General features: G+C 68.5%; 23 protein-coding genes, 1 tRNA gene and 1 pseudogene. 5 read left to right on the top strand and 20 right to left on the bottom strand.

Annotation, left to right across the window (positions count from 1 at the left end; genetic code table 11):
• Nucleotides 1-24: 24 nt before the first annotated feature.
• From cobD to EV655_RS07280, 6 genes are all read right to left on the bottom strand, one after another.
• Nucleotides 25-999, bottom strand: coding sequence for a threonine-phosphate decarboxylase CobD (gene cobD, locus EV655_RS07305; protein ID WP_132543352.1), 975 nt, complete (start codon nucleotides 997-999; stop codon nucleotides 25-27).
• 16 nt (nucleotides 1,000-1,015) lie between these two features.
• Entirely contained in the window at nucleotides 1,016-1,957 is a 942-nt protein-coding gene (gene cbiB, locus EV655_RS07300) for an adenosylcobinamide-phosphate synthase CbiB (RefSeq protein ID WP_132543350.1), read from the bottom strand.
• Complete coding sequence (locus EV655_RS07295; protein ID WP_132543348.1) at nucleotides 1,954-2,802, bottom strand: propanediol utilization protein; 849 nt, start codon at nucleotides 2,800-2,802, stop codon at nucleotides 1,954-1,956. The genes cbiB and EV655_RS07295 overlap by 4 nt, the downstream gene beginning before the upstream one ends.
• Before the next feature lie 269 nt (nucleotides 2,803-3,071).
• Nucleotides 3,072-3,770: an RraA family protein gene (locus tag EV655_RS07290; protein ID WP_132543346.1), complete on the bottom strand. Its 699-nt coding sequence runs from the start codon at nucleotides 3,768-3,770 to the stop codon at nucleotides 3,072-3,074.
• A 13-nt stretch (nucleotides 3,771-3,783) separates the two neighbouring features.
• Nucleotides 3,784-4,113: an AzlD domain-containing protein gene (locus EV655_RS07285; protein ID WP_132543344.1), complete on the bottom strand. Its 330-nt coding sequence runs from the start codon at nucleotides 4,111-4,113 to the stop codon at nucleotides 3,784-3,786.
• Nucleotides 4,110-4,817 (bottom strand): AzlC family ABC transporter permease, encoded by a 708-nt coding sequence (locus EV655_RS07280; RefSeq protein WP_132543342.1) that lies wholly within the window; start codon nucleotides 4,815-4,817, stop codon nucleotides 4,110-4,112. Before EV655_RS07280 ends, EV655_RS07285 begins: the two co-directional genes overlap by 4 nt.
• Before the next feature lie 139 nt (nucleotides 4,818-4,956).
• Here EV655_RS07280 and EV655_RS07275 point away from each other — a divergent pair, with 139 nt between their 5' ends.
• On the top strand, nucleotides 4,957-6,738 hold the full coding sequence (locus EV655_RS07275) for an IlvD/Edd family dehydratase (protein ID WP_132543340.1): 1,782 nt from the start codon (nucleotides 4,957-4,959) through the stop codon (nucleotides 6,736-6,738).
• A 10-nt stretch (nucleotides 6,739-6,748) separates the two neighbouring features.
• Entirely contained in the window at nucleotides 6,749-7,483 is a 735-nt protein-coding gene (locus EV655_RS07270; protein WP_132543338.1) for an SDR family oxidoreductase, read from the top strand.
• 141 nt (nucleotides 7,484-7,624) lie between these two features.
• Here EV655_RS07270 and EV655_RS07265 read toward each other — a convergent pair whose 3' ends face one another.
• The 7 genes from EV655_RS07265 to EV655_RS07235 form a co-directional block, all read right to left on the bottom strand.
• Nucleotides 7,625-8,515 carry a DMT family transporter gene (locus EV655_RS07265; RefSeq protein WP_132543336.1) on the bottom strand — a complete coding sequence of 297 codons (891 nt, stop codon included), beginning with the start codon at nucleotides 8,513-8,515 and terminating at the stop codon, nucleotides 7,625-7,627.
• A gap of 4 nt (nucleotides 8,516-8,519) precedes the next feature.
• On the bottom strand, nucleotides 8,520-9,242 hold the full coding sequence (locus EV655_RS07260; protein ID WP_132543334.1) for an SDR family oxidoreductase: 723 nt from the start codon (nucleotides 9,240-9,242) through the stop codon (nucleotides 8,520-8,522).
• 4 nt (nucleotides 9,243-9,246) lie between these two features.
• On the bottom strand, nucleotides 9,247-10,131 hold the full coding sequence (locus EV655_RS07255) for an NAD(P)-dependent oxidoreductase (RefSeq protein ID WP_132543332.1): 885 nt from the start codon (nucleotides 10,129-10,131) through the stop codon (nucleotides 9,247-9,249).
• Nucleotides 10,132-10,205: 74 nt separating this feature from the next.
• Nucleotides 10,206-11,696: a UxaA family hydrolase gene (locus EV655_RS07250; protein ID WP_132543330.1), complete on the bottom strand. Its 1,491-nt coding sequence runs from the start codon at nucleotides 11,694-11,696 to the stop codon at nucleotides 10,206-10,208.
• Nucleotides 11,697-11,716: 20 nt separating this feature from the next.
• The gene (locus tag EV655_RS07245) at nucleotides 11,717-13,348 is read right to left on the bottom strand and encodes a TRAP transporter large permease (protein WP_132543328.1); all 1,632 of its coding nucleotides are present in this window, start codon (nucleotides 13,346-13,348) and stop codon (nucleotides 11,717-11,719) included.
• Nucleotide 13,349: 1 nt separating this feature from the next.
• A complete protein-coding gene (locus EV655_RS07240) occupies nucleotides 13,350-14,156 on the bottom strand; it encodes a TRAP transporter small permease subunit (RefSeq protein ID WP_132543326.1) in 807 nt (268 codons plus the stop codon).
• Between the two features lie 104 nt (nucleotides 14,157-14,260).
• Nucleotides 14,261-15,277, bottom strand: a complete 1,017-nt coding sequence (locus EV655_RS07235; protein WP_132543324.1) for a TRAP transporter substrate-binding protein — start codon at nucleotides 15,275-15,277, stop codon at nucleotides 14,261-14,263.
• Nucleotides 15,278-15,475: 198 nt separating this feature from the next.
• Here EV655_RS07235 and EV655_RS07230 point away from each other — a divergent pair, with 198 nt between their 5' ends.
• The 3 genes from EV655_RS07230 (at nucleotide 15,476) to EV655_RS07220 (ending at nucleotide 18,967) form a co-directional block, all read left to right on the top strand.
• A complete protein-coding gene (locus tag EV655_RS07230; RefSeq protein ID WP_132543322.1) occupies nucleotides 15,476-16,135 on the top strand; it encodes a GntR family transcriptional regulator in 660 nt (219 codons plus the stop codon).
• 34 nt (nucleotides 16,136-16,169) lie between these two features.
• Nucleotides 16,170-17,015, top strand: a complete 846-nt coding sequence (locus tag EV655_RS07225) for a fumarylacetoacetate hydrolase family protein (RefSeq protein WP_132543320.1) — start codon at nucleotides 16,170-16,172, stop codon at nucleotides 17,013-17,015.
• 128 nt (nucleotides 17,016-17,143) lie between these two features.
• On the top strand, nucleotides 17,144-18,967 hold the full coding sequence (locus EV655_RS07220; RefSeq protein ID WP_132543318.1) for a M3 family oligoendopeptidase: 1,824 nt from the start codon (nucleotides 17,144-17,146) through the stop codon (nucleotides 18,965-18,967).
• A gap of 124 nt (nucleotides 18,968-19,091) precedes the next feature.
• Here the strand turns inward: EV655_RS07220 and EV655_RS07215 are convergent, their stop codons facing one another.
• From EV655_RS07215 to EV655_RS07185, 7 genes and pseudogenes are all read right to left on the bottom strand, one after another.
• Nucleotides 19,092-19,427, bottom strand: a complete 336-nt coding sequence (locus EV655_RS07215) for a DUF4389 domain-containing protein (RefSeq protein ID WP_132543316.1) — start codon at nucleotides 19,425-19,427, stop codon at nucleotides 19,092-19,094.
• A gap of 40 nt (nucleotides 19,428-19,467) precedes the next feature.
• Entirely contained in the window at nucleotides 19,468-19,902 is a 435-nt protein-coding gene (locus EV655_RS07210) for a baeRF12 domain-containing protein (protein WP_132543315.1), read from the bottom strand.
• A gap of 89 nt (nucleotides 19,903-19,991) precedes the next feature.
• Nucleotides 19,992-20,846: pseudogene (locus EV655_RS07205) on the bottom strand (ABC transporter permease); the annotation flags it as partial.
• Between the two features lie 11 nt (nucleotides 20,847-20,857).
• A complete protein-coding gene (locus tag EV655_RS07200) occupies nucleotides 20,858-22,528 on the bottom strand; it encodes an ABC transporter permease (protein ID WP_132543312.1) in 1,671 nt (556 codons plus the stop codon).
• An 80-nt stretch (nucleotides 22,529-22,608) separates the two neighbouring features.
• Complete coding sequence (locus EV655_RS07195) at nucleotides 22,609-23,736, bottom strand: extracellular solute-binding protein (protein WP_207901939.1); 1,128 nt, start codon at nucleotides 23,734-23,736, stop codon at nucleotides 22,609-22,611.
• Between the two features lie 80 nt (nucleotides 23,737-23,816).
• Nucleotides 23,817-24,917 carry an ABC transporter ATP-binding protein gene (locus EV655_RS07190; RefSeq protein ID WP_132543310.1) on the bottom strand — a complete coding sequence of 367 codons (1,101 nt, stop codon included), beginning with the start codon at nucleotides 24,915-24,917 and terminating at the stop codon, nucleotides 23,817-23,819.
• A gap of 443 nt (nucleotides 24,918-25,360) precedes the next feature.
• Nucleotides 25,361-25,447, bottom strand: a tRNA-Leu gene (locus EV655_RS07185).
• Nucleotides 25,448-25,520: the final 73 nt, after the last annotated feature.

Here is a 25,520-nt window from a genome sequence, read left to right as displayed (position 1 = left end):
CATGGGCGGCCCTGACGGATCCCGTCATGCGCCCAGCGCGTCGGCAAGCCGGCTCCACTCGCCGGGGTTGCCCGGCAGGCCAAGCCGCAGCCAGCGGCGCGAATAGGGAAAGATCCGCGACCAGATGCGCGCCCGGGCCAGCCGGTGCTGCGCCGCCCCGGCATCGGGCGTGTCGAACAGCCGGAACAGGGCCGTGCCGCCAAGGCATGTCCAGCCCGCCGCCGCGGCCAGGGCATCGGCCCGCGCGGTCTCGGCCGTCAGCCGCGCGATGCTGGCCGCCCGCCAGTCAAAATCAGCCAGCGCCTCCGCCCCGATCTCGATGGCGGGACCGGACACCGCCCATGGCCCCGCCGCCGCGGCCATCCGCGCAATCAGATCCCCGGCGCCAAGGGCAAAGCCCAGCCTTAGCCCGGCAAGACCGTAGAACTTGCCGAACGAGCGCAGCACGATGACGTTTCCCGGACAGGCCCCGGGCAGAAGCGACAGTTCGGGATGCGGGTCGGCAAAGCTTTCGTCCACGACCAGCAGCCCGACCCGGCCCGCCAGCGCACGCAGATCACCGGGCGCCCATCGCCGCCCGTCGGGGTTGTTGGGGTTCACCACCACCGCCAGCCCCGCCCCTGCCAGACCCGCAAGATCGCCCGCTGGTTCGACCACTCGCCCCGCGCCCGCCAGCACCCCGGCATATTCGTTGTAGGTCGGCGCCACGATCCGCACCGGCCCCACCGGCGCCAAAAGCGGCAAAAGCTGGATCGCCGCCTGCGCACCGGCCAGCGGCAGCACCGGCCAGCCCGTGCCACAGGCCGCCCGCGCCGCGGCGGTCAGCCGGTCCAGCGCCGCGCGGCCGGGCAGCGCCCGCCAGGCCTCGGCCGAGACGGGCGGAACCGGGAAGGGCACGCGGTTGATCCCGGTCGAGAGGTCGATCCAGTCCGCCGGAGGTCCGCCAAAGCGGGTAATCGCCGCGGCAAGATCCCCGCCATGGTCCCGTGCGCCGGTCATGCCCCTGCCTCCCGCCTCACACCGCAGCCGCGAGGGCCGCCAGAAGCAGCCCCAGCGCGGCCATCGCCCGCAGATAGAGCCAAAGCCCACGGTCCAGATCGCCGGGCGCAGGATCGGGGGCGGTGCCGTTCAGCCAGGGCTCGTCGCTGATCCGGTCGCCATAGACCCGCGGCCCCGACAGCCGCACCCCCAGCGCGCCCGCCATCGCCGCCTCGGGCCAGCCCGCATTGGGCGAGCGGTGGGCGCGGGCGTCGCGCAGCATCGTACGCAGCGCCGCCCGCGGCCGCCACGACACAGCGCAGAATAGAACCCCGGTGATCCGTGCCGGGACAAGGTTCGCCAGATCGTCAAGCCGCGCCGCGACCCGGCCGAAATGCATATAGCGGTCGTTGCGGTGCCCGATCATGCTGTCGAGCGTGTTGACCGCCTTGTAGCCCGCGATCCCCGGCAGCCCGAAGACCACCCCCCAGAACACCGGCGCCACCACCCCGTCCGAGGCGTTCTCGGCCAGGCTTTCCAGCGCCGCCCGCGCCACGCCCCGCCCGTCAAGCCGCGCCGGGTCGCGCCCCACGATCATCGCCACCGCCCCCCGCGCGGCGCGCAGATCGCCCGCGGCCAGTGGCCGGGCGACCCGCGCAACATGATCGTGAAGGCTGCGCCCGGCGACAAGCGGTGCGGCCAGAAGCCCGGTGAGGATCGCGCCCAACACCCCGCCGGGCAGCAGCGCGGCCAGCGCCAGCGCGGGCAGCACCGCCGCCCCGAGGGTCACCGCCACCGCCGCCCCGCCAAGAATAAGCCGCCGGCCATCGGCGTCGCCCGGCCGGTTCCAGCGCCGGTCAAGCGCCGAGATCAGCGCGCCGAGCCACATCACCGGGTGCCCGATCCGGGCATGGATCCGGTCGGGCCAGCCGAACGCCGCCTCGAGCGCCAGCGCCACCAGCATCGCCGCCGCACTCATGCCCGGCCTCCGGCGCGAAAGCGCAGGACGTCGGTCAGGCCAAGCCCGCGCAGGGCGGCAGCGGCACCCTCGGGCACCTCGCCGGGCACGAAGACAAGGCCCAGCGCGGTACCAGTATGGGCCGCGACCACGCCCAGCGCACCCAGCGCCCGCCCCGCCGCCAGCACCGGCGCCGGGTCCGGCCCGCCGCGCAGCACGTGGTTGCGAAGGGCGCTTTCCGTGGCAAGCCCGCCGAGCCGGGTCAGCCCCGGCGCGCGCTGCCAGTCGTCCAGCAGGTCGGCGATGTCGGCAAAGCGGGTGTCCGCCGGGTCGGTCCGCCGCCCGGGCCCGGCGAAACCGCCCACCACCTCGACGGCGGGCAGCGGCGGCAACCGCCCCAGAGCCCGGCCCGCGCGCGGCGCCCAGAGGATCCGCTCGGGGCGCGGGTGCATCAGCGGGTCGCTGGCGCCTTCGAGGTCGAGGCACAGCGCGGCCTGATCGCCGGGGGCCAGCGCGCCATCGGCGAGGCAGCGCAGCGCCGCCAGAAGCGCCGCGGTCGAGGCCCCGGCCCCGCCCCCGGGCGGCATCCCCGCCGCAAGGCGCAGCCGCCCATGGGGGCCATCGCCGCGCACCGCCCGCCACAGCCGCACCGCCTGCCCGTGCGTCAGAACCGGCCGCGCCCCCTGCCAGAGCCCGAAGCCCCCCCCGGGTCGCCAGGCCGCGCGGACCGACAGCACGGCGCAGGGCAGCGTCACCAGCACCACCGGCCCGCCGGGGCCAAGGCGGCCCTGCAGAAGCTCGCCGAAATGGCCCGCCACGCGGGCGGTGCGGACAGTGTCGCGAAAGGAGACAGGCGGTGCGGGCATCGACGATCGGGGGCGAAGGAACGGGGTCTGAATGACACTCTGCCCAAGGCGATGCAACGGGCATCGGACCGGCCAAGGCGACGATAAGGGGGGCAGCGTGACGTGTTTCAGCCGGGTTGGTAAAGGGCGGAAACACCCGCGCGATTTTTCAATGGGCCTGCGGGGGCTGTTTCACACGGCCCGATCCCGCCAGCCGGACGAGCTTCATCCACCCGGCCGACGGAATCGCCGGACACTCCCGGCCCACCCGGGACAGCCCCGGGTTCGGGCTAGTCCAGCACCACAGCGCGCCCGTCGGCGATCATCGCGCCGATGTCGACCAGTTGCCGCGCGCCGGCTGCGACCCTGGCCTCGGTCTCGGCCTCCAGCCGCCCAACCTCGGCCAGCCGGGCGATCACCGCGTCGATCCGCGCAAACGGCACCACGACCACGCCGTCACGGTCGGCCACGATCATGTCGCCGGTCTCGACCGTCCGCCCGCCGATCTCGACCGGGCCACCAACCTCGCCCGGCCCGGTGGCGAAGGGCGAGTTCGGGTTGAGCCCGGTGCACCAGGCGGGCAGGCCGACCTGCACCAGCCCCGCGTAATCGCGCATCGGCCCGTCGGTCACGACCCCCGCGGCGCCTGCGTTCTTCATCATGCCGGTCACCAGATCGCCCAGTGCAGCGCAGCCCTGGAACCCGCCGAACGCAGCAACGACGATATCGCCCGGCTGCACGTGGTCCAGCGCGGCCAGCGTCGCCAGGATATCCGAGGGCCGGTTCAGCGCGGTCAGCGCGGGCCCCGCGGCGCGGCAGTCGATATCGCGCCCGCCGCCGAGCGGCGCGATCGCGGGCGACAGCGCGCCCCGCCCCTCCATCGCGTCGCAGACGAAGCCGGTGGGCACGCCCTGAAAGGCCGCGATCTGCGCCGCGCTGGGGCGGCGCTTTGGCGGGCGGATGGTCAGGATCGGCGGTTCCTCGATCATGGTCGGTCCTTTCTCAGAGGGTCGGAAACAGGAAATGCCACAGGTAGAGCGCGCCCATGCCGCCAATCAGCGCGGCGACGACCGACAGCCGCAGCCCGGCGACCAGAGCGGCCAGCGCCGCGACCAAGCGGGCCGGGTCGGTCTCGCCCCCCGTCGCGGCGGGCCACAGCACCATGGGTGTCACCAGCGCGGGCAGCACGGCCACGCCCACATATTTCAGGTGCAACAGCAGCCAGCCGGGCAGCGGCCGCCCGCCAAGCAGGCCGAGAAACGAGAACCGGATCAGGAAGGTGCCAAGCCCCAGCAGGACCGTCAGCGTCCAGAAGGCGGCATCCGAAATCATGCCCGCCCCCGCGCCCGGCGCCCGAGCCACAGTTCCGCCTGCGCGCCTGCGACGATGCCCACCAGCGCCGCCGAGATCAGCCCCAGCCCCGCCGGAAAGCCGTGGAACCCGATCGCGGCCAGCACCGCGGCCAGCGCCGCGACGACATGGGGCAGGCTGCGCAGCAAGGGCGCCGTCAGCGCAATGAAGCAGATCGGAGCCGCGAAATCGAGCGACAACTCGGGCGGGATCGCCCGGCCGACCAGCGCGCCCAGAAGCGTGCAGCCATACCAGACCGGGCAGATCAGCATCATCACCCCGAAGTAATAGGCGACCTTTTCGCCGGGCGTCATCTGCGGGCGTTCCTCGTAGGTCTTGACCGCCACCGCGAACGCCTGGTCCACCATCAGGTAGGACATCAGGGCCCGCGCCCCCAGACCCGCATGGCCGACATGGGGCACCAGCGCCGCGGAATAAAGCGCCATCCTGAGGTTCACCGCCAGCGCCGCCATGAGCGCCACGAACACCGGCGCCTGGTCCTGCAACAGCGTCAGCGCGGTGAACTGCGAGGCCCCCGCGATCACGAGGACCGACATCGCCATGACCTGCAACAGGTCCAGCCCGGCATCGCGCGCCACCGCCCCGAACAGCATCGCGAAGGGCACGACCACCACGAGGAAGGGCGCACAGTCGCGATAGCCCTGCCAGAACGCCGCGCGGCCCATGTCCCTTCCCCCTGCCGGTCCATGCCGTGCCATCGCTTCCTCCACCAAGGATTACCCTTGCATTTGGTATACCAAGTTGGAAAGCTGCCACAAGAAGGCGCGGCACCCCCGATGGTGCCCGCCAGCGAGGAGGCCCCTTTTGTCAGATACCCGCGCGCACCGGCGGTTCCGCTCGCAGGAGTGGTTCGACAACCCCAACAACCCGGGCATGACCGCACTTTACCTGGAACGCTACCAGAACCAGGAATACACCCGCGAGGAATTGCAGGGCGAACGGCCCGTGATAGGCATCGCCAATACCGGCTCGGACCTTGCCCCCTGCAACAAGATCCACGTCTTCCTGATGGACCGGATCAAGGCCGGCATCCGCGACGCGGGCGGGATACCGATGGAGTTTCCCGTCCACCCGATCCAGGAGACGGGCAAGCGGCCCACCGCCGCGCTTGACCGCAACCTGGCCTATCTGGGCCTTGTCGAGGTGCTGCACGGCTACCCGATCGACGGGGTGGTGCTGACCACCGGCTGCGACAAGACCACGCCCGCGATGCTGATGGGGGCGGCGACCGTCGATCTCCCCGCCATCGCGCTGAACGGCGGCCCGATGCTCGACGGCTGGTGGAAGGGGCAGCGCGCGGGCTCGGGCACCATCGTCTGGGAATCGCGCCGCCTCTTGGCCGAGGGCAAGATCGACTATGACGAGTTCATCAGCCGCGTCTGCGCCTCGGCGCCGTCGCTGGGCCATTGCAACACGATGGGCACGGCGTCCACGATGAACGCCATGGCCGAGGCCCTGGGGATGAGCCTGACCGGCAACGCCGCGATCCCCGCCCCCTTCCGCGAACGTATGGCGATGGCCTACCAGACCGGGCGGCGCATCGTGCAGATGGTGCTGGATGATCTGAAACCGTCCGACATCCTGACCCGCGCGGCCTTCGAGAACGCCATCGTGGTCAACGCGGCCATCGGCGGGTCGACCAACGCGCCGCCGCATCTGCAGGCCATCGCGCGGCACGCGGGCGTGCCGCTCGACGTGACGGATTGGGAAACCATCGGCTTCGACGTGCCGCTTCTGGTCAACATGCAGCCCGCGGGTGAATACCTGGGCGAGAGCTTCTTCCGCGCGGGCGGCGTGCCCGCCGTCATGGCGGAACTGGCCAAGGCCGGGCGGCTGCATCTCGGCGCGATGACGGCCAGCGGCCGGACGCTCGCCGAGGCGCTCGACGGCGTGCACAGCGCCGACCACGACGTGATCTGCCCTTACGACACCCCGCTGCGCCCGAACGCGGGCTTCAAGGTGCTGTCGGGCAACCTGTTCGACTCCGCGCTGATGAAGACCAGCGTGATCTCGGACGATTTCCGCCGCCGCTTCCTGTCCGAACCCGGACAGGAGGGCATCTTCGAGGCCCGCGCCGTGGTGTTCGAGGGCCCCGAGGACTATCACGACCGGATCAACGACCCCGCCCTTGGCATCGACGAGAAGACGATCCTCTTCATCCGCGGCACGGGCTGCGTCGGCTACCCGGGCTCGGCCGAGGTGGTCAACATGCAACCCCCCGACGCGCTGGTCCGCGCAGGCCTTACCCACCTGCCTACCGTGGGCGACGGGCGGCAATCGGGCACTTCCGAAAGCCCCTCGATCCTGAACGCCTCGCCCGAGGCGGCGGTGGGCGGCGGGCTTGCCTACCTGCAAACCGGCGACCGGGTGCGGCTGGACCTGAACACCTCGCGGATGGACGCGCTGGTGGACGCGGACGTGTGGGCGGCGCGCAAGGCGGCCTGGACCCCTCCCGAGTTGCACCACCAGACGCCCTGGCAGGAGATCTACCGCAAACATGTCGGCCAGTTGGCCGAGGGCGGTTGCCTGGAACTGGCCACCGCCTATCACAAGGTGGCCCGGGACCTGCCGCGCGACAACCACTGAAGGAAGACCCATGCAGACGATCCTGATCACCGGCGCGGGCAGCGGCATCGGCCGCGCCACGGCGCGGGCCTTCCTCGACGCGGGCTGGCGCGTCGCGCTGGCGGGCCGTCGCGCGGGCCCGCTGGAGGAAACCGCCGACGGCCACGCGCACGCGCTGGTGCTGCCCTTCGACGTGACCGACGCCGACGCGGTGGCCGATGGCTTTGCCCGGGTCGCCTCGGACTGGGGCCGGCTGGACGTGCTGTTCAACAATGCCGGGGTGGGCCTGCCCTCCGCGATGATCGACGAGATCGCGGTCGAGGACTGGCGCCGGCTGTCCGCGATCAATATCGACGGCATGTTCCTGTGCGCCCGCGCGGCCTTCGGCCTGATGCGCCGCCAGACGCCGCAGGGCGGGCGGATCATCAACAACGGCTCAATCTCGGCCCATGTGCCACGCTACGGCTCGGCCCCCTACACGATGTCGAAACACGCGATCACCGGGCTGACCCGGTCGCTCAGTCTCGACGGGCGGAAGTTCGACATCGCCTGCGGCCAGATCGACATCGGCAATGCGCTGACCGACATGGCGCAGAAGATGACCGAGGGCGTGCCACAGGCGAACGGCGAGATCGCGGTGGAACCGGTGATGGATGTGGCCCATGTGGCGTCCTCGGTGCTGCACATGGCCGCGCTGCCGCTGTCGGCGAACGTGCAGTTCATGACCGTGATGGCCAGCGCCATGCCCTATATCGGCCGCGGCTGATCCTATTGCGCGCCTGCGGCGCACGCCTTTCCTCTCGGGCCCGGCCCGCCGGCCGGTCCCTCGGGCGGGCGCCCGGTCCTTCCTCTTGGGAAAAATACTCCGGCGAAGTCGCCCGGACCGGGCGACGGGGGCAGCGCCCCCTCAGCGTGCCGCCCTGCCACGCCGCTCGCGATGCCAGATGTAGAGCCCGGCTCCGATGATGATCGCACCGCCCCCCAGCGTCCAGACCGTGGGCCAGGTGTCGAACACCAGGATCCCCGCCACCGCCGCCAGCAGGATCTGGATATAGACGACCGGCGCCAGGATCGAGGCATCCGCCAGACGGTGCGCCGTGGTCGTCGAGATATGGCCGAGCGCCCCGAAAAGCCCGATCAGGCCCAGCACGATCGTCACCCCCGCCCCCTGCGGCCCCACCCAGTCGGGCAGCACCACCGGCGCCAGCAGGGCCGTCGGCAGGCCCGCGCCCCAAAGCTGGCTGGTGGCGTTGCTCTCGACGCCGGCCAGCATCCGCGTCAGGATGAAATAACCCGATGCGCAGCAGAGTGCGCCAAGCGTCAGAAACATCGCCGGGTGAAAGCGCGCGCCCCAGGGCTGCATCACCACCAGAACGCCGAGAAAGCCCACGCAGACCGCCGCCAGGCGATGCGGGCCGACCTTCTCGCCCAGGATCGGGATCGCCAGCAGGGTGATCGCGATCGGCCCCGCGAACATGATCGTCGTGGTCACCGTGATCGGCAGGTAGGAGAGCGCCAGGAAGTTCAGCAGCGTGCTGCCCGCAAGCAGGCTTGCGCGCAGGATCTGGCGCCGGGGGGTGGCCGAGCGGAAGGCCCCCAGCCCCTCCTGCGGCAGGTAGAGCGCGAGCGAGACCAGGAAATGCCCCGCATAGCGGGCAAAGACCACCTGCAGCGCGGGCAGTCCCGCGCCGATCAGCCACTTGGCCGAGCTGTCGATGCAGGTGAAGAACACGACTGCCAGCGCCATCAGCGCCAGCCCCGCCGCCGTCCTGTCCTCGCGCGGGCGGGCGCCCGCCATGGGCCTAACCCACGGCCCAGCCGCCGTCGATCACATGCGCCTGGCCCGTGGTAAAGCCGCTTTCGTCCGAGCCCAGATAGACCGCGAGTGCGGCGATCTCGCCGGGCGTGCCGATCCGCCCCATCGGCTGGCGCGCGATGAAGGCGGCTTTCGCGGCCTCGTAGTCGCCCGTGGCCCTCAGCCGGTCGTGCAGCGACGGGCTGTCGACCGTCCCCGGGCAGATGCAGTTCACCCGGACGCCCTTCGTCACGTAGTCGATGGCGACCGACTTGGTCATGCCGATGATCGCGGCCTTGCTCATCCCGTAGACGAAGCGGTTCGGCGCGGCGATGATCGACGAGACGACCGAGGCGATGTTGACGATCGACCCGCCGCCGCGCTCGACCATGCCGGGCAGGACGGCCTGCATCGCGTGGAACTGGGACCGGACATTCAGGTTCAGCGCGAAGTCGAACTCGGCATCGGTGGCCTCGGCGATGGTGCCGGAATGGACGAAGCCCGCGCAGTTGACCAGGATGTCCGGCGCGGCCTCGATGATTGCGGCCTGCAGCGCCGCCTTGTCGGTGACGTCGAGGGCGAAGGTCCGGCCAGTCAACCCCGCCAGCAGATCGGCCCTCAGGTCGGTCGCGGTCACCTCGGCGCCCTCGGCGGCGAAGCGGTCGGCGATGGCGCGCCCGATGCCCTGGCCCGCGGCGGTGACGAAGGCGCGTTTTCCCTGCAATCTCATTTGCCTACCCTTTCAGATGCTCGGCGAAGAAATCCACCATCTCGGGCACCATGCGCGAGCCGTAGCCCGCCTCGCGGGCCGCCCGCAGCGCCCCGTCCGCCGCGCCCGACATGCGCGAGGCGGCGCCCAGTTCCTCGGCCATAAGGCGGTAATAGCCCACGTCCTTGATCGCGTTCTCGACCGAGAAGGCAAGCTCGATCCGGCCCGCCGAGGCATAGGCGCGGATGAAATCCATCATCCCCGAATGAAGCGGCCCCGCCGCCATCACGCCGTAAAGCGTCTCGCGCGGGATGCCCGCGGCATCGGACATGGCAAAGGCCTCGGACATGGCGCAGGCGGTGGTCATGGCGAAGGCGTTGTTGATCAGCTTGATCGTGTGCCCCGCCCCCAGCGGCCCGAGGTGAAAGACGTTCTCGCCAAGTGTGTCGAGTTCGCGCCGCACCTTGTCGAAGGCTTCCCGGTCGCCCGCGCACATGATGTTCAGCTTTCCCTCGGCCGCATGGGCGGGGGTGCGCCCCAGCGGCGCATCCAGATAGGCCGCCCCCTTTTCCGCCAGCGCCGCGCCGATCCTCAGCGTCGAGGCGGGCAGCGAGGTGCCGAAATCGATCACCACCTGTCCGGGCCGGGCACCCGCCACGAATCCCCCGGGGCCGAAGGCGCGTGCCTCGACCTGGTCGGACGTCGCCATGCACAGCATCACCACGTCCACGGCCTGGGCCAGCGCCCGCGCGCTGTTGGCCTCGGTCGCGCCGCAGGCCAGCGCCGTTTCGATGCCGGTGCGGTCACGGTGGCCCAGAACCGTCAGCGCATGGCCTGCGTCCTGCAGGCAGCCGACCATCGCGCGGCCCATGAGGCCGAGGCCGATGAAGCCGATCCGGGACAGGGTCATGGGGTCTCCTCCCTTCTGGTGATTGGGTCGGGACGCAGCATCGGCGTCCGGCGACAAGGCGGAGCGGACGGGCGTCACATCACGGCCCCGATCTGCCAGGGCACGAATTCGAAATCCCCCAGGCCCTGCGCTTCGGATTTCGAGCGCTCCCCGCTCGCCATCCGCAGCCACATCGCGTAGATCTCGCGCCCCACCTCCTCGACGGTCGCGCCCCCCGTCAGGATGCGCCCCGCGTCGATGTCCATGTCCTCGGTCATCCGGTCGAACATCCGGGTGTTGGTGGCGATCTTCATGCAAGGAGAAGGCTTCGACCCGAAAGCCGAGCCGCGCCCGGTGGTGAAGGCCACCAGCGTGCAGCCCGAGGCGATCTGTCCGGTGACGGACGCCGGATCGTAACCGGGGCTGTCCATGAAGGTGAAGCCCCGCGCCGTCACCGGCTCGGCATATTTGTAGACCCCCATCAGCGGCGTGGTGCCGCCCTTGGCCGCCGCGCCCAGCGATTTCTCCAGGATCGTGGTCAGCCCGCCCGCCTTGTTGCCGGGGCTGGGGTTGTTGTCCATCGACCCCTTGTTGCGGAGGGTGTAGTCCTCCCACCAGCGGATCAGGGCGAGCAGCCTTTCGCCGGTGTCGCGGTCGATGGCTCGCGCCGTCAGCAGGTGTTCGGCGCCATAGATCTCGGGCGTCTCGGCCAGAACGCCGGTGCCCCCCTGCGCCACCAGCAGGTCGCAGGCATGCCCCAGCGCCGGGTTCGCGGTGATCCCCGACCAGGCGTCGGAGCCGCCGCATTGCAGCGCCACCATCAGGTCGGACGCGGGGCAGGGTTCGCGTCGCACGTCGTTCACGATGGGCAGCATCGCCTCGATCTTCCGGATGCCGAGGTCCACGGTCTTTCTGAGCCCGCCCACGTCCTGGATGGTCATGGTCTGGAACAGGGGCCCCGGCGTCAGGCCATAGGCCTCGACCAGCCAGTCGATCTGGTTCATCTCGCAGCCCAGACCCGCCATCAGCACGCCGCCCACGTTCGGGTGCCGGGCATAGCCCCACATCACCCGCTGCAAGGCCTCGAACCCGTCGCCCGACCCGGCCATCCCGCAGCCCGTGCCATGGACGAAGGCCACCACGCCGTCGACGTTGGGATAGGCGGCCAGCCGCTCGGGGGTGAAGTGGCCCGCGATCATCCGCGCCGCGGTGGCCGAGCAGTTCACGCTGGTCAGCACGGCGATGAAATTGCGCGTGCCCACCCGCCCCGAGGCCCGGCGATAGCCGAGGAACGTGTCGGGCACCGCGACAGGGTCCACCGGGCGCAGGTTGGTCGCAAATTCGTAGGCTGTCTCGACGGCGCGAAACGCCAGGTTGTGTGTGTGGACATGCGCCCCCGCCGCGATGTCCGACGCGGCATAACCGATCACCTGCGCGTATTTCCGCACCGGCGCCCCCTTGGGGATCGCCTGCGTGGCCATCTTGTGGCCGCGGGGGATGGGCTCGCGCGCGCCCTCCTCTCCGGGGGCCAGCGCGGCGAGGGCGGTCACGACGTTATCGGCTTGGGACAGTCGCAGGGTTCTCATGGGGCCTCGGGCACGCGGGGTCAGTCGAGGAACAGGGTCACGATGGGCGGCCAGATCAGCAGCACCGACAGCGCGAGGATCTGGATGCCGATGAACGGCAGGAAGCCGCGGAAGATGTCGGTCAGCGAGATATGGGGTGGCGCCACCGATTTCAGGTAGAACGCGGCCGGCCCGAAGGGCGGCGACAGGAAACTGACCTGCATGTTCATGCAGAACACCACGCCGAACCAGATCGCCACGTGTTTCGGGTCGAGCTCGCCGAAGATCCCGATCTCGGCCGGTGGCAGCTTCAGCACGATGGGCAGGAAGACCGGCATGATCAAGAGCACGATGCCGACCCAGTCCATGAACATGCCCATGATCAGGAAGATCAGCATCATCACCAGGATGATCCCCATCGTCGGCATGTCGGCCCCCACGATCAGGTTGGCGACGTAATTCGGCCCCCCCGCCAGCGTGTAGGCCGCCGCCAGCGCGGCCGCGCCGATGGTCACCCAGATGATCGTGCCGGTGGATTTCAGCGTGCGCATCAGGCTGTCCCAGACGATGTCGAAGGTCATCTCGCGCCGCAGAAGGCCGATGGCGAAGACCGCGACCACGCCCATGCCCGCGGCCTCGGTGATGCCCGTGACGCCGCCATAGATCGAGCCCAGCACCACCCCGATCACCACGATGGGTGCCACCAGCCCCTTGCCCATCTGCCAGCCCCGGGCGCTGCGCTCGCGCCCGATCACGCCCCCGATCAGCCCCAGCGCCAGCACGAAGGCTCCCGCGATCCAGAGGATGTCCGACACCATGCCGAGGAAGACCGGCTCGACCCCCGCGGTCACGTCGTTCGCCCCCGTGGCGGTCAGGAACGCCACCCGGGCCAGCAACGCGCCCGTCACCCACAGCGTCAGCCGCGCGAGAAAGCCGAGGAACATCAGCGCCTTCTCGCGGCCCGCCGGATCGTCCGGATCGTCGGGGGGCAGCGGCGCCTGGTCGGGGTCGAGCTGCGTGCGCAGGATGATGTAGAGGATGAAGAACGAGGCCAGCATGAAGCCCGGCAGGAAGGAGGCGGTGAACAGCGCCTTGATCGAGGTTTCCGTGACCAGCCCGTAGAAGATCAGCACGATCGAGGGCGGGATCATCGTGCCCAGGGATCCGCTCGCGCAGATCGTCCCGATGGCGAGGTTCTGGTTGTAGCCCAGCCGCAGCATCTGCGGCAGCGCGATCAGGCCCAGAAGCACCACCTCGCCGCCGATGATCCCCGACATCGCCGCCATGATCACCGCCATGACCGAGGTCACGATGGCGATGCCGCCCCGCGTGCGCGACAGCCAGACGTTCAGCGAGGAATACATGTCCCGCGCGATGCCCGACCGTTCCAGCAGGGCGGCCATGAAGATGAACAAGGGCACCGAGATCAGGACGTAATTCGTCATCTGCCGGTAGATCGCCTGCCCCAGCACGGCAAAGGGCCCGCGCCCGAAATCGCGGAACAGGATGTCGGGGCCGAACTTCATCACCAGCGTCGCCACCGCCAGGAAGGCCGAGGCAAACCCCAGCGGCATCCCGATCGCCAAGAGCGCGAACATGCCCAGCAGCAGGATCAGGCTCAACGTGCCGATGTCCGAGACCTTGAGCCAGCCGAAATCGGTGAGGAATTCCATCTCAGTCCTCCACCGCGCGGCGGATCTGCTCGATCTCGGTCTGGTCGATCTCGTCCAGCGGGGAATGGTGTTCGGGCGCCTTGTGCCAGTCGGCGATCAGGTTCGACAGCGCCTGCACGGCAACCAGCCCGATCACGATCAGGATCGCGGGCTTGATCGTCGCGGGCAGCGGCGGATCCCAGGCGGTGCCGAAGGTCTCCATCCGCTGGAACTTGACCACCGCCTCGGTGTAGCCGCCCCAGAGCAGGCACAGGAAAAAGGCCCAGATCAGCGCGACCGAGAGGCAGTCCGAGAGCTTCTGCATCCAGCGCGGCATCAGGTCGTAGATGATGTAGATGCGGATGTGGCTGCGCTGCTGCTTGGCGTAGAGCCCGGCGAACAGGAACACGAAGCCCGCGATCCACAGCGACAGCTCGTTGGCCCAGAGCGTCGGCTTTTCAAAGACGTAACGCGAGACGACCTCGTAGACCATCACGATCACGATGAAGGCGATGGCGATCATCGCCAGCCGCGAGGCGACCAGCGAGAGGATGTCGAACGGCCCGGTCGGACGCTCTTCGATGGCGCCGACCCGGTCGGAGAGGTAGATCGACGCGAACAGCAGCGCGGCGGTCAGCGTGGCCAGCATCACCTGCACCATGGGCCGCCCCGCGGGGCGCAGCATCTCGTACATGGAAATGCGGCCGTCGGTGAAGAAATGCCCGAAGGCGAGCCAGGCCCAGGTGGCAAGCGCCGCGGCGATCGAGCTGATCATCAGAACCCGCACCGACCCGCGCAACGGGCCCAGCCAGACGCTTTCGCCCCGCATGGCGCTTCTCCCTGTTGGGTGCATGGCCGGGGCGGGCCGCCCCGGCGGACGGGCGGGCCCGGGGATCCCCGGACCCGCCCGCATCTTTCAGGACAAGGCCGCCCTCACTCGGAGATCAGGCCAAGCTGGGTGAGGTATTCCTTGTGGCTTTCCACCAGCGCGGCTGCCTCGGGCGAACGGGTCGCCCAATCGTCCCAGGCCGCCTGCGCGGCCTTGCGGAACACCGCGCGATCCTCGGGCGACCAGTCGTAGAGCGTGACGCCCGCCTCGCGCAGCCCGGCCGCGGCCTCGGCATTGGCCTTCTCGAAGGTCAGCGCGGTCTGCAGCGACAGCTTCTGCATCGCGGTGTCGATGATCCGCTTGTGCTGGTCGGACAGCCCGTCCCACACCGCCTTGTTGCAGGCCAGGTGGTCGGACGGCATCGAGTGGAAGCCGGGGAAGGTCGCGTGCTTGACGATATCGTGGATGCCGAGCCCGACATTGTTCGCAAGGCCCGAGGCATCCGTGCCGTCGATGATGCCGGTTTCCAGCGCGGTGAAGATCTCGGTGAAATCCATCACGATGGGCGACGAGCCGAGGCTGGCGAAGATTTCCGTCTCCATCCCCGGGGGCGAGCGGAATTTCCAGTCCTTCAGGTCGTCAGGCCCGTTCAGAGGCTTGGACGAGGCCAGCGATTCCTGACCATAGATCCACCAGCCGATCAGCTGCATGTCGAAGCTGTTGTAAAGCGCCTGCGCCGCGTCATAGCCGCCGCCGTGATAGAGCCAAGACAACTGCTGATAGGGCGTGTCATAGCCACCCATGATGTCGCCGACGAACTGGAAGGCGGGGTTCTTGCCGGTCTGGTAGGCGCCGCCGGTCATGTCGCAGTCAAGGATGCCGGTCGCGGCGGCGTCGAAGGCCTCGACGGTCGCCACCACCGACGAGGAATAGAACATCTCGATGGCGATCGCGCCGCCCGACATGGTCTGCACGTCGTCGACGAACTGCGCGGCCAGTTTTCCCGACACGGTTTCGGGGGCGTAATGGGTCTGGATGCGCAGCGTCACCTCTTGCGCGGCGGCGGGCATCGCCATGGCCGCGGCCAGCGCGGCCGAGGTCATCAAGGATCTCGTCTTCATGTCTTTCCTCCCTGGTGGGGGCGTTCGCCCCCGGTTCTGCTGCGCCTCCCCGCGCAGGATGGTATACCATCTGAGCCGAGGCTACCCCATGCCCGGCTCGACAATCAACTCTTTCTGGTATACCAAAGTTCTGCCCCGGCGATCCGCCCGCCGCCGCGGCAATCCCGGAAAACGCTCGAAAACCAGTCAGTTCCCCGTATGTCTGACCCGACCCTGCCGGAAAAGATCGCCAACCAGCTGCGCCGGGACATCCTGCGCGGCAAGCTGCCGCCGGGCGCGGCGGTCAAGGAACGCGATAATGCCGCCGGGATCGGGGTCAGCCGCACGCCGATGCGCGAGGCGATTCGAATCCTCGCTAAAGAGGGGCTGGTGGTGCTGCGCCCGGCCCGCAGCCCCGTCGTCGCACGGCCATCGGTGACCGAGGTGCGCGACCAGGTGGCGGTTTTGCTGGCGCTGGAACGGCTGTCGGCGGAACTGGCCTGCACCACGGCGACCGAAGCCGATCTCGCCCGGCTGGCGCGGCGCCATGCCGATATCGAGGCGGCCTATGACCATGTCGACGCGCTTGACCTGTTCGAGATGGACATGGGCTTTCACATGATGATCGCCGAGGTGTCACACAACGCCGCCCTGGCCGAGACCCACCGCGCCTTTCTGGCCCGGCTCTGGCGCGCACGCTTCCTGTCGGCCCGCCAGCGGCGCAACCGCGAACGCGTGGTGGGCCAGCATGGCGCGATCATGGCGGCGCTTGACGCGCGCGATCCGGCCGCGGTGCGGTTGGCGCTTGACGCCCACCTGGGGCATCTGGCGGATGACATCGTGAATGTTCTGGAACAGGAAGAGGCCGCGCAGACCTGACCGCGACGGCCGGCAAGCAGGGAGAGGGAATCCGATGAAACTGTTGAGGGTGGGCCCCGCGGGGCAGGAGAAGCCGGCGATCCTGGACGCCGAGGGTCGGGTGCGCGACCTGTCGGCCAAGGTGGCCGATTTCGCCGGGGCGGGCGTCTCGTTCGCGGCGCTTGACGCGATCCGCGCACTGGATATCGCGGCGCTGCCGGTGCTCGAGAATGGGCTGCGGGTCGGCCCCTGCCTTGCCTGGGTCCCGAACTTCTACTGCATCGGGCTGAACTACGCCAAACACGCCGCCGAGACCGGATCGAAGCCGCCCGCCGAGCCGATCCTGTTCTCCAAGGCCAGTTCGGCGCTGTCGGGGCCGTTCGACCCGGTGGTGATCCCGCGCGGGTCGGAAAAGGCCGACTGGGAGGTGGAGCTGGGCGTGGTGATCGGGCGCGAGACGCTTTATGTCTCCGAGGCCGAGGCGTTGGATCACGTGGCGGGCTATTGCGTGATCAACGACGTGTCGGAACGCGCCTTCCAGATCGAGCGCAGCGGGCAATGGATCAAGGGCAAGTCAGCCCCCACCTTCGGCCCGGTCGGCCCCTGGCTGGTGACCGCCGACGAGGTACCCGACCCGCAGGCGCTGGCGCTGTCGCTCGACCTGAACGGGGAACGGGTGCAGGACAGCGACACCTCGGACATGATCTTTTCGGTGCGCGAAATCGTCAGCTATATGAGCCGGTTCATGCGGCTGATGCCCGGCGACATCATCGCCACCGGCACGCCCTCGGGTGTGGGGATGGGAATGAAACCGCAGCGGTTCCTGCGGCCCGGCGACGTTATGGAGTTGCGCGTCGCGGGGCTGGGCGGGCAACGCCAGACGGTCGTGGCGGTGGATTAAGGGGGGCCGGGCGGAGGGCGGCGCCCGCCTGCGGCCGGACCATTCCGTGCCATTCGGACCTGCGTGCTTGATCCCGCCGCCCCCGGCGCCCTATGTCTGGAGCCAACGCGACAGACAGAGGATCCCTCATGCGCCTGACCCCGCCCCGCCCCGTCTTCGACGCCAACGCCGGTTCCGGCGGGGGCCTGGGCGATCTGCCCGAATGGGACCTGACCGACCTTTACGCCGCGCCGGACACACCCGAGATCGCGCGCGATATGGGCTGGCTCGAAACAGAATGTGCGCGCTTCGCCGCCGAGTTCGAGGGCAAGCTGGCGGCACTGGACGCAGACGGCTGGCTGGACTGCGTCCACCGCTACGAGGCGATCAACCGCGTGTCCGGGCGGATCATGTCCTTTGCGGGACTGCGCTATTACCAGAACACGATGGATGCCGAGCGCGCCAAGTTCCTGTCCGACTGCCAAGACCGGATCACCACCTTTTCCACGCCGCTGGTGTTCTTCACGCTGGAGATCAACCGGATCGAGGACGGAAAGCTGGACGCGCTGTTCGCGGCCAATGCCGGGCTGGCCCGCTACAAGCCCGTCTTCGACCGGCTGCGCGCGATGCGGCCGCACCAGTTGTCGGACGAGCTGGAGAAGTTCCTGCACGACCAGTCGGTGGTCGGCGCCAGCGCGTGGAACAAGCTGTTCGACGAGACCATCGCCGCGCTGGAATTCGAGGTGGACGGCGAGACCTTCGGCATCGAGGGCACGCTGAACTTCCTGACCGACCCCGACCGGGACAAGCGCGAGGCCGCGGCGCACGCGCTGGCCGAAGTGTTCGGGGCGAACGTCAAGCTCTTCGCCCGCGTCCACAACACGCTGGCCAAGGAGAAGGAGGTCGAGGACCGCTGGCGCAAGATGCCCACGCCGCAGACCGGGCGGCACCTGGCCAACGACGTGGAACCCGAGGTGGTCGAGGCGCTGCGCAACGCGGTCGTGGCGGCCTACCCCAAGCTGTCGCACCGCTATTACGCGCTGAAGGCGCGCTGGCTGGGGCTGGACAAGTTGCAGGTCTGGGACCGCAACGCGCCGCTGCCGACCGAGGAGCCGAAGACGGTGGACTGGGACACCGCCAAGGCGACGGTGATGGAGGCCTATGCCGATTTCTCGCCGAAGATGGCGGAGATCGCGGAACCCTTCTTCGAGCGGGGCTGGATCGACGCGGGCGTGAAGCCGGGCAAGGCGCCGGGCGCCTTTGCCCACCCGACGGTGACGGATGTGCACCCCTACGTGATGCTGAACTACCTCGGCAAGCCGCGGGACGTGATGACGCTGGCGCATGAGCTGGGCCATGGGGTGCACCAGGTGCTGGCGGCCGACCAGGGCGAGTTGCTGTCCTCGACACCCCTGACGCTGGCGGAAACCGCGAGCGTGTTCGGCGAGATGCTGACCTTCCGCAAGCTCTTGGCCGCCGCTGACACCCCGGCCCAGAAGAAGACGCTGCTCGCCGGCAAGGTCGAGGACATGATCAACACGGTCGTGCGCCAGATCGCGTTCTACGATTTCGAGTGCAAGCTGCACGCGGCGCGGCGCGGCGGCGAGTTGACGCCCGAGGACATCAACGAGATCTGGATGAGCGTGCAGGGCGAGAGCCTGGGCCCCGTGTTCGAGTTCATGCCGGGCTACGAAACCTTCTGGGCCTATATCCCGCATTTCGTCCACTCGCCCTTCTACGTCTATGCCTATGCCTTTGGCGACGGCCTCGTGAACGCGCTCTACGCGGTCTACGAGGAGAGCGGCGCGGACTTCCAGGAGAAGTATTTCGACATGCTCAGGGCGGGCGGGTCGAAACACCACAAGGAATTGCTGGCGCCCTTTGGCCTGGACGCCAGCGACCCGGCCTTCTGGGACAAGGGGCTGTCGATGATCGAAGGCATGATCGACGAGCTTGAGGCGATGGAAGACTGAGGGTCCGTGCGCCCGGCCATCGAGGGCGGGCGCACGGCAGCCTCCGGCGGGAGTATTTCAGCCAAGAAGAAGGCGGGGGGCGGCCGGTCTCCCTTCGGGCTTGGGGCGTTCGCGGCGGCCGTGGCTATTTCCACTCGCTCCAGGGGAAGGGTTTCTCGTCGCTGGCGACCGCCTGGTAGCGGGCGTTGATCGCCATCCAGTTCCCCAGCCGGGCGCCGAAATCCGAGATGTGCGGATTCTTCGCCTTGGTGAACAGCATCCAGCCGAATTGCAGGATCGCCGTGGCGACCAGCAGCGACTGGGCTATCGAGAACAGGATCAGCAGTACCAGCATCCAGCCGCCGCGCGCCCAGACGGCGCGGCTTTCGGCCGCCTCCGCTGCGGTGGGGTCTCTCGGCGGGACGGTCCCGGCGGCGGGTCTTTCCAGGGACTCGGGGGGCTGGTCGGGTGTATCGGTCATGTCTGCCTCCGCAGGTTGCGCCAGAGCGCCGGGCCCCGGCTCAGAAAACGATCACGTCCTCGAAATGGCGCGGCAGGTCGGCCACTGCAACCCCCAGCAGGTCCTTGTTGAGATCGAACGCAAGCGCATGGCCAAGGTCCGCCGGCATGGCATCGCGCAGCGCGCCCAGCATCGCCGGCGGCGCGCTGAGCACGAAGCGGTCATACCCGCCCGCGGCCCATGCGTCCCCGGTGATCTTGAGCACGTCCCGGGCAAAGGCCTCGCGGTTCTGTTCGCGTTCGCTGGTGGGCCGCTCGTAGCCGTGGCGCGCCGCACCGGGCGCGGCCTGGCTGCGGCCGGGCGTGTCGGCATAGCGCGTCTCGGTCGCCTTGTCGAAATGCGACAACTCGGCAAGCCCCTTGCCGGCGCCATCGTTCATCAGAAGACGCGCTTCCTTTTCGTTGGCGATCAGGACAAGCGTTCGAACGGGTTTCATGGTGTCCTCCCCTCCTCGGAACACCGGCCAAGCCTAGCCGCGCGGGCGCAGGGGCGCATTGATGTCGCGCAAGACCCGCCGCGCCCCCTTCAGCCGGGCGACAGGCCCCTCAACCGCTCGGAGCGCCGCCGCAAAAGCTCGACCGTGGTCAGCAGCGCGATCGAGATCACCACCAGGATCGTGGCCACCGCAAGGATCGTCGGGCTGATCTGTTCCCGGAGCCCGGTGAACATCTGCCAGGGCAGTGTCTGCTGGTTGGCCGAGCCCACGAACAGCACCACCACCACCTCGTCGAACGAGGTGATGAAGGCGAACAGCCCGCCCGAGATCACGCCCGGCAGGATCAGCGGCATCTGCACCTTGAAGAAGGTCGTCACCGGGTTCGCGCCAAGGCTCGCCGCCGCCCGCGTCAGCGACCGGTCGAACCCCACCAGAGTCGCGGTCACCGTGATGATGACGAAGGGGATGCCCAACGCGGCATGGGCCAGAACGACGCCCAGATAGGTGCCCTGCAGGCCGATGCGCGAATAGAAGAAATACATCCCCGCCGCCGAGATGATCAGCGGCACGATCATCGGCGAGATCAGGATCGCCATGATCGCCCGGCGGAACGGCACGTGGTCCTGGCTGAGGCCGATCGCCGCCAGTGTGCCCAGCGTAACCGCGATGACGGTGGCCGCCGGCGCGATCTTGACCGAGTTCCACAGCGCCTGCTGCCAGGACGGGTTGGTGAAGAAGTCCCTGTAATGCTTGAGCGAATAGCCCTCGGGGTCGAGCGCCAGCATCTTCGGCGTGAAGGTGAAGAAATCCTCGGCGTTGAAGCTGAGCGGGATGATCACCAGAATCGGCGCGATCAGGAAGAAGAAGATCAGCCCGCAGATCACCAGGAACGTGTAGTGCCAGATCCGCTGGCCCGGCGTGGCATAGGGCGGAAGGTCCATCTGAGACATGTTCTTTACCCCAGGCTCACGTTGTCGATGCCCACGATCCGGTCATAGATCCAGTAGAGCAGCAGCACCACCGCCAGCAGGATCGAGCCCAGCGCGGCCGCGAGGCCCCAGTTGAGCGAGCTGGAGATGTGATAGGCGATCCGGTTCGAGATGAAGGTGCCGGTCGTGCCGCCCACCAGTTCGGGCGTGATGTAATAGCCGATCGCCAGGATGAATACGAGGATGCAGCCCGCGCCGATGCCGGGCACCGATTGCGGGAAATAGACCCGCCAGAACGCCGTCCAGTTGCTGGCGCCCAGCGATTTCGCCGCGCGCACATAGGTCGGCGGGATCGTCTTCATCACCGAGTAGAGCGGCAGGATCATGAAGGGCAGCAGGATATGCGTCATCGCCACGATGGTGCCGAACTGGTTGTTGATCATCACCAGCCGGTTCGCGTTGTCGACAAGCCCGATCCAGACAAGCACGTCGTTGATGACGCCCTGCTGCTGCAACAGCACCTTCCACGACGAGGTCCGCACCAGAAGCGAGGTCCAGAATGGCAGCAGCACCAGGATCAGCAGCACGTTCGAGGTGCGCAGCGGCAGGTTCGCCAGCAGGAAGGCGATCGGATAGCCCAGCAGGATGCATGCGCCCATGATGGCCAGGCTCATGAACAGCGTGCGCTCGAACAGCATGATGTAGATGCGCCGGTCCTCGTCCTGCATCGCGACGCCGTCCGCGGTCTGGCGCAGGTCCACCGAGGCCAGGAAATAGCCCGGCGTGTAGTTGGACGAGAACGCCTGGATCGTCGACCAGATGGCGGGTTCGCCCCAGCCCTTGTCGGCATCGAGATACAGATCGGCCAGCCGCTCGGACTGGAACCCGGCGACGGCGTCATGGGCCGGGGCAAGGGTCGCGCGGCTGGCGTCGTCCAGCCGTTCGATGGCGCCCGGGCCCACATGCATCAGGTCACGGTACAGCGCCAGGTAGACCGGTGCCCAGGGCTCTTCCTCGGCGGGGTTGTCGCCGTTCTCGACCTGCGCGATGCGGGCGAACTCGGCATAGACATCGGCGGCCTCGGGCAGGATGTCGGCCACCCCGTTCTTGAGCCGGAACAGGGGCGGCGGACGGTCGAAATCGCGCCCCGTCTCGCGGGCGGCGGCACGCGCCGCCTCCCACGCCGCGTAATCGGCCCGCCAGCCCGGGTCGGCCATCACCGTCACCCAGGTTTCGGGCGCCGCAAGATCCGGGGTCGCCTCGGCGAACTGGTCCATGTAGGTCTCGCCGAAATCGTCGATCCGGCGGCCGGTCTTGCGGAAGATCGACGACATGCCCGTCGTCTCGTAGTTCAGGCGGGTGCCAAGCCGGGTATGGTCCTTGCGCTCGGCGGCGGCCACGAGGTCGTAGGTGAGGGCGGCGAAAACGTCTTCGGACGGCAACTCGCCCGAATTGTGGTCCCAGCCTTCCAGCGCGCGCGTGGTGCGTGGCAGCGTATCGGACACGATCTGGTTCTCGACCGAACGGAACAGCATGTCCGTGATCGGCGCGATGAAGGTGACGAGGATGAAGACCAGCAGCGGCGCGATCAGCATCAGCGCGCGCAGTTTCTGGGCGCGAAGCGCGCGGTTCAGGCTGCGCTTCAGCGGCGTGCCGTCGGCGGCCAGCATCGGACCGGTCGAGGTTGCGTCGCTCATTCCGTCTCCCCGTCGGTGGTAGGTGGCGACGGGGGGCCGCGGCCCGGCCCCCCGTCCGGTCGTTTCGCCGGATCAGGCGCCTATTGCGCCAGCCACGCCTGGAAGCGGGCCTCGACGTCGTCCTGGTTGTCCGCCCACCACTCGATGTTGTTCACCAGATAGTTCTTCTGGTTCTCGGGGTTGGTCGGCATGTGCGGAGCCATCTCGATGCCCAGATCGGCATGGGTCGAGACCAGCGGCTGCGACGAGGCGCGGGCCGGGCCATAGCTGATATACTTGGCCTGGTCGGCCAGGCGCTGGGTGTCGGTGGCGAAATGCAGGAAATGCAGCACGCGGTTCAGCCGGTCCTCGGGCAGGTCGGCGGGGATCACCCAGCCGTCGAAATCGAACACCTGCCAGTCCCACAGCATCTTGACCGGCTGGTTCTGTTCCACGATCAGGCTGAACAGGCGGCCGTTATAGGTCGAGCCCATGACCACCTCGCCATCGGCCAGGCGCTGCGGCGTCTCGGCGCCGGCCGACCACCAGATCGTCTCGCTCTTGATGGTGTCCAGCTTGGCCAGCGCGCGTTCCAGCCCTTCGGGCGTGCTGAGCACGTCGTAAAGCTCGTCCTTGGCCACGCCGTCGCACAGCAGCGCCCATTCGATGTTCTTCTTCGGCCGCTTTTCCAGGCTGCGCTTGCCGGGGAAGGTCTCGAGGTCGAACAGCGCGCAGAGGTTGTCGGGCTCGTTGCCGTTCCACGCCGACACGTCGGTGCGGTAGCCGAAGGTGGTCGAGAACACGATCTGCGGGATGAAGCAGTCGTTGATGACCGAATCGGAGAAATCGTCGGTGGGCGCGGAGCCGTCGTCACCCGCGGCCAGGATCTCGTCATGGTCGACCTCCATCGCCAGGCCCTCGTCGCAAAGCCGCTGGCTGTCGGGGCCTTCGACGTCGACCAGATCCCAGGTGATGTTGCCCGCCTCGCTCTGGGCGCGCAGTTTGGCGACCGCCTCGTTCGAGCTTTCGTCCCAGGTGAAGGTGGTGCCGGTCAGCGCGGTATAGGGTTCGGCATAGGCCTTGATCTGGCTGGTCTGGTAGGCGCCGCCCCAGGACACGGCCGTGATGCTGTCGGCGCAGTTCTCGCAGGGCGGCAGATCCTGCGCGAACAGGGCGCCAGCCGGCAGCGCGGCAAGCGCGGTGGCGGAAAGAAGCTGTTTCATCGTCATCGTCAGTCACTCCCAGTTGATTGGACCCGGGTTCTTGGACAAAGGCCCCGACGCCCCGGGCGCGGCGAGGCCCGGTGGCGTCAGGGCGCGTCCAGCGCCCGGCAATCCTGCGGCAGCCAGCCGATCTCGATATGCTCGCCGGGCTTCAGCCGGCGCTGGTCGGGGGCGTTGCGGGTCTTGATGACGAAATCCTCGTTGCCCGCCACGCGCAGCCGGGTGCGGTAGATGTCGCCCATATAGATGAATTCCAGAACCTCGGCATGCACCAGATGGGCATCCGGCGACAGCCGGTCCTTGTTGATCTCGACCCGTTCCGGCCGGATCGAGACAAGCGTGCGGTCGCCCGGGTTCGAGACGTTCACCGGCTTGGCGTCGATCACCTCGCCATCGTCCAGCACCACCAGCGCGACGCCGTCCTTGATCTCCTTGACGGTGCCCATCAGCGTGTTGTTCTCGCCGATGAACTGCGCGACGAAACTGTTCTGCGGCTGTTCGTACAACTCGTCGGGCGCGGCCAATTGCTGGATGCGGCCGTCGTTGAACACCGCGACCCGGTCGGACATGGTCAGCGCCTCGGTCTGGTCATGGGTGACATAGACCGTCGTGATCCCGAGATTGTGCGCCAGCCGGGTGATCTCGAACTGCATGTGCTCGCGCAGCTGCTTGTCAAGCGCACCAAGCGGTTCGTCCATCAGCACCAGTTCCGGCTCGAACACCAGTGCGCGGGCCAGGGCGATGCGCTGCTGCTGGCCGCCCGAAAGCTGCGCCGGGCGGCGCCCGCCAAACGCGCCCATCTGAACCATGTCCAATGCGCGCTGCACCTTTTCCTCGCGCTCGGACTTGCCGATCTTGCGCACCTCCAGCGGGAAGGCCAGGTTCTCGGCAACGGTCATGTGCGGGAACAACGCGTAGTTCTGGAACACCATGCCGATCCCGCGCTTGTGCGGCGGGATGTTGTTGATCGGCTTGCCGCCCAGCAGGATGTCGCCATGGGTCGCGGTCTCGAAGCCCGCCAGCATCATCAGGCAGGTGGTCTTGCCCGATCCCGAGGGGCCGAGCATCGTCAGGAACTCGCCCCTGCCGATGTCGAGATTGAGATCTTTGACGACGAGCGTTTCGCCATCATAGCTTTTCTGGACGCGGTCAAAGACCACGAACGCGTTGTCCGTTGCAGCGGTCAACCGTAACCCCCTGTTGTGCCGCACGCTGTTGCCGCGCGCTGGTTCTGACGGAACGTCTGTCCGTTTTCCGGAACGGTATCACGTGGTCGCCGGAGTGCAACGGCGAACTTGGAAACGGTCAAAAGCCCCTGTTTTTCCTTTTCAATCCCGACACGGTTGCCGGAATTCCCCGGCTCCGGCCCGTATCCTTGCGACCCTTCCCCACCCGGTTGCGACCGTTCTGCGCGCGGCCGGGGCCATGGCGGACAGGTGCACCGCGACGGCGGGATTGGCCAGAGGCGACCGCCCGACCGGACGGCCAGCACGCCGGGACGCACGGGTTTCGGGCAGTTGCACGGCGCTGTGCCCGCGCGCGCGGCACCTGGCGAACAGCTGGGCGCGGCAACGACAGGCGTCCGGCAGGGCCTGCCGGGCGGCGTCGCTCATCTGTTCGAAGAGAGAGATGGTGCGGTCGAGAAGACTCGAACTTCCACGGGAGTTACCCCACAGCGACCTCAACGCTGCGCGTCTACCAATTCCGCCACGACCGCACGTGTCTGGTAGTGCGCGGGTTCATAGCGAGTCGGCCCGCCAATGTGAAGGGGGATTTTCGCGCCATTTTCA

Source organism: Rhodovulum euryhalinum, assembly GCF_004342445.1.
Taxonomy (GTDB): domain Bacteria; phylum Pseudomonadota; class Alphaproteobacteria; order Rhodobacterales; family Rhodobacteraceae; genus Rhodovulum; species Rhodovulum euryhalinum.
Note: the sequence above shows the minus strand (reverse complement) of the source record. Positions and strands in the feature narration are given on the sequence as shown.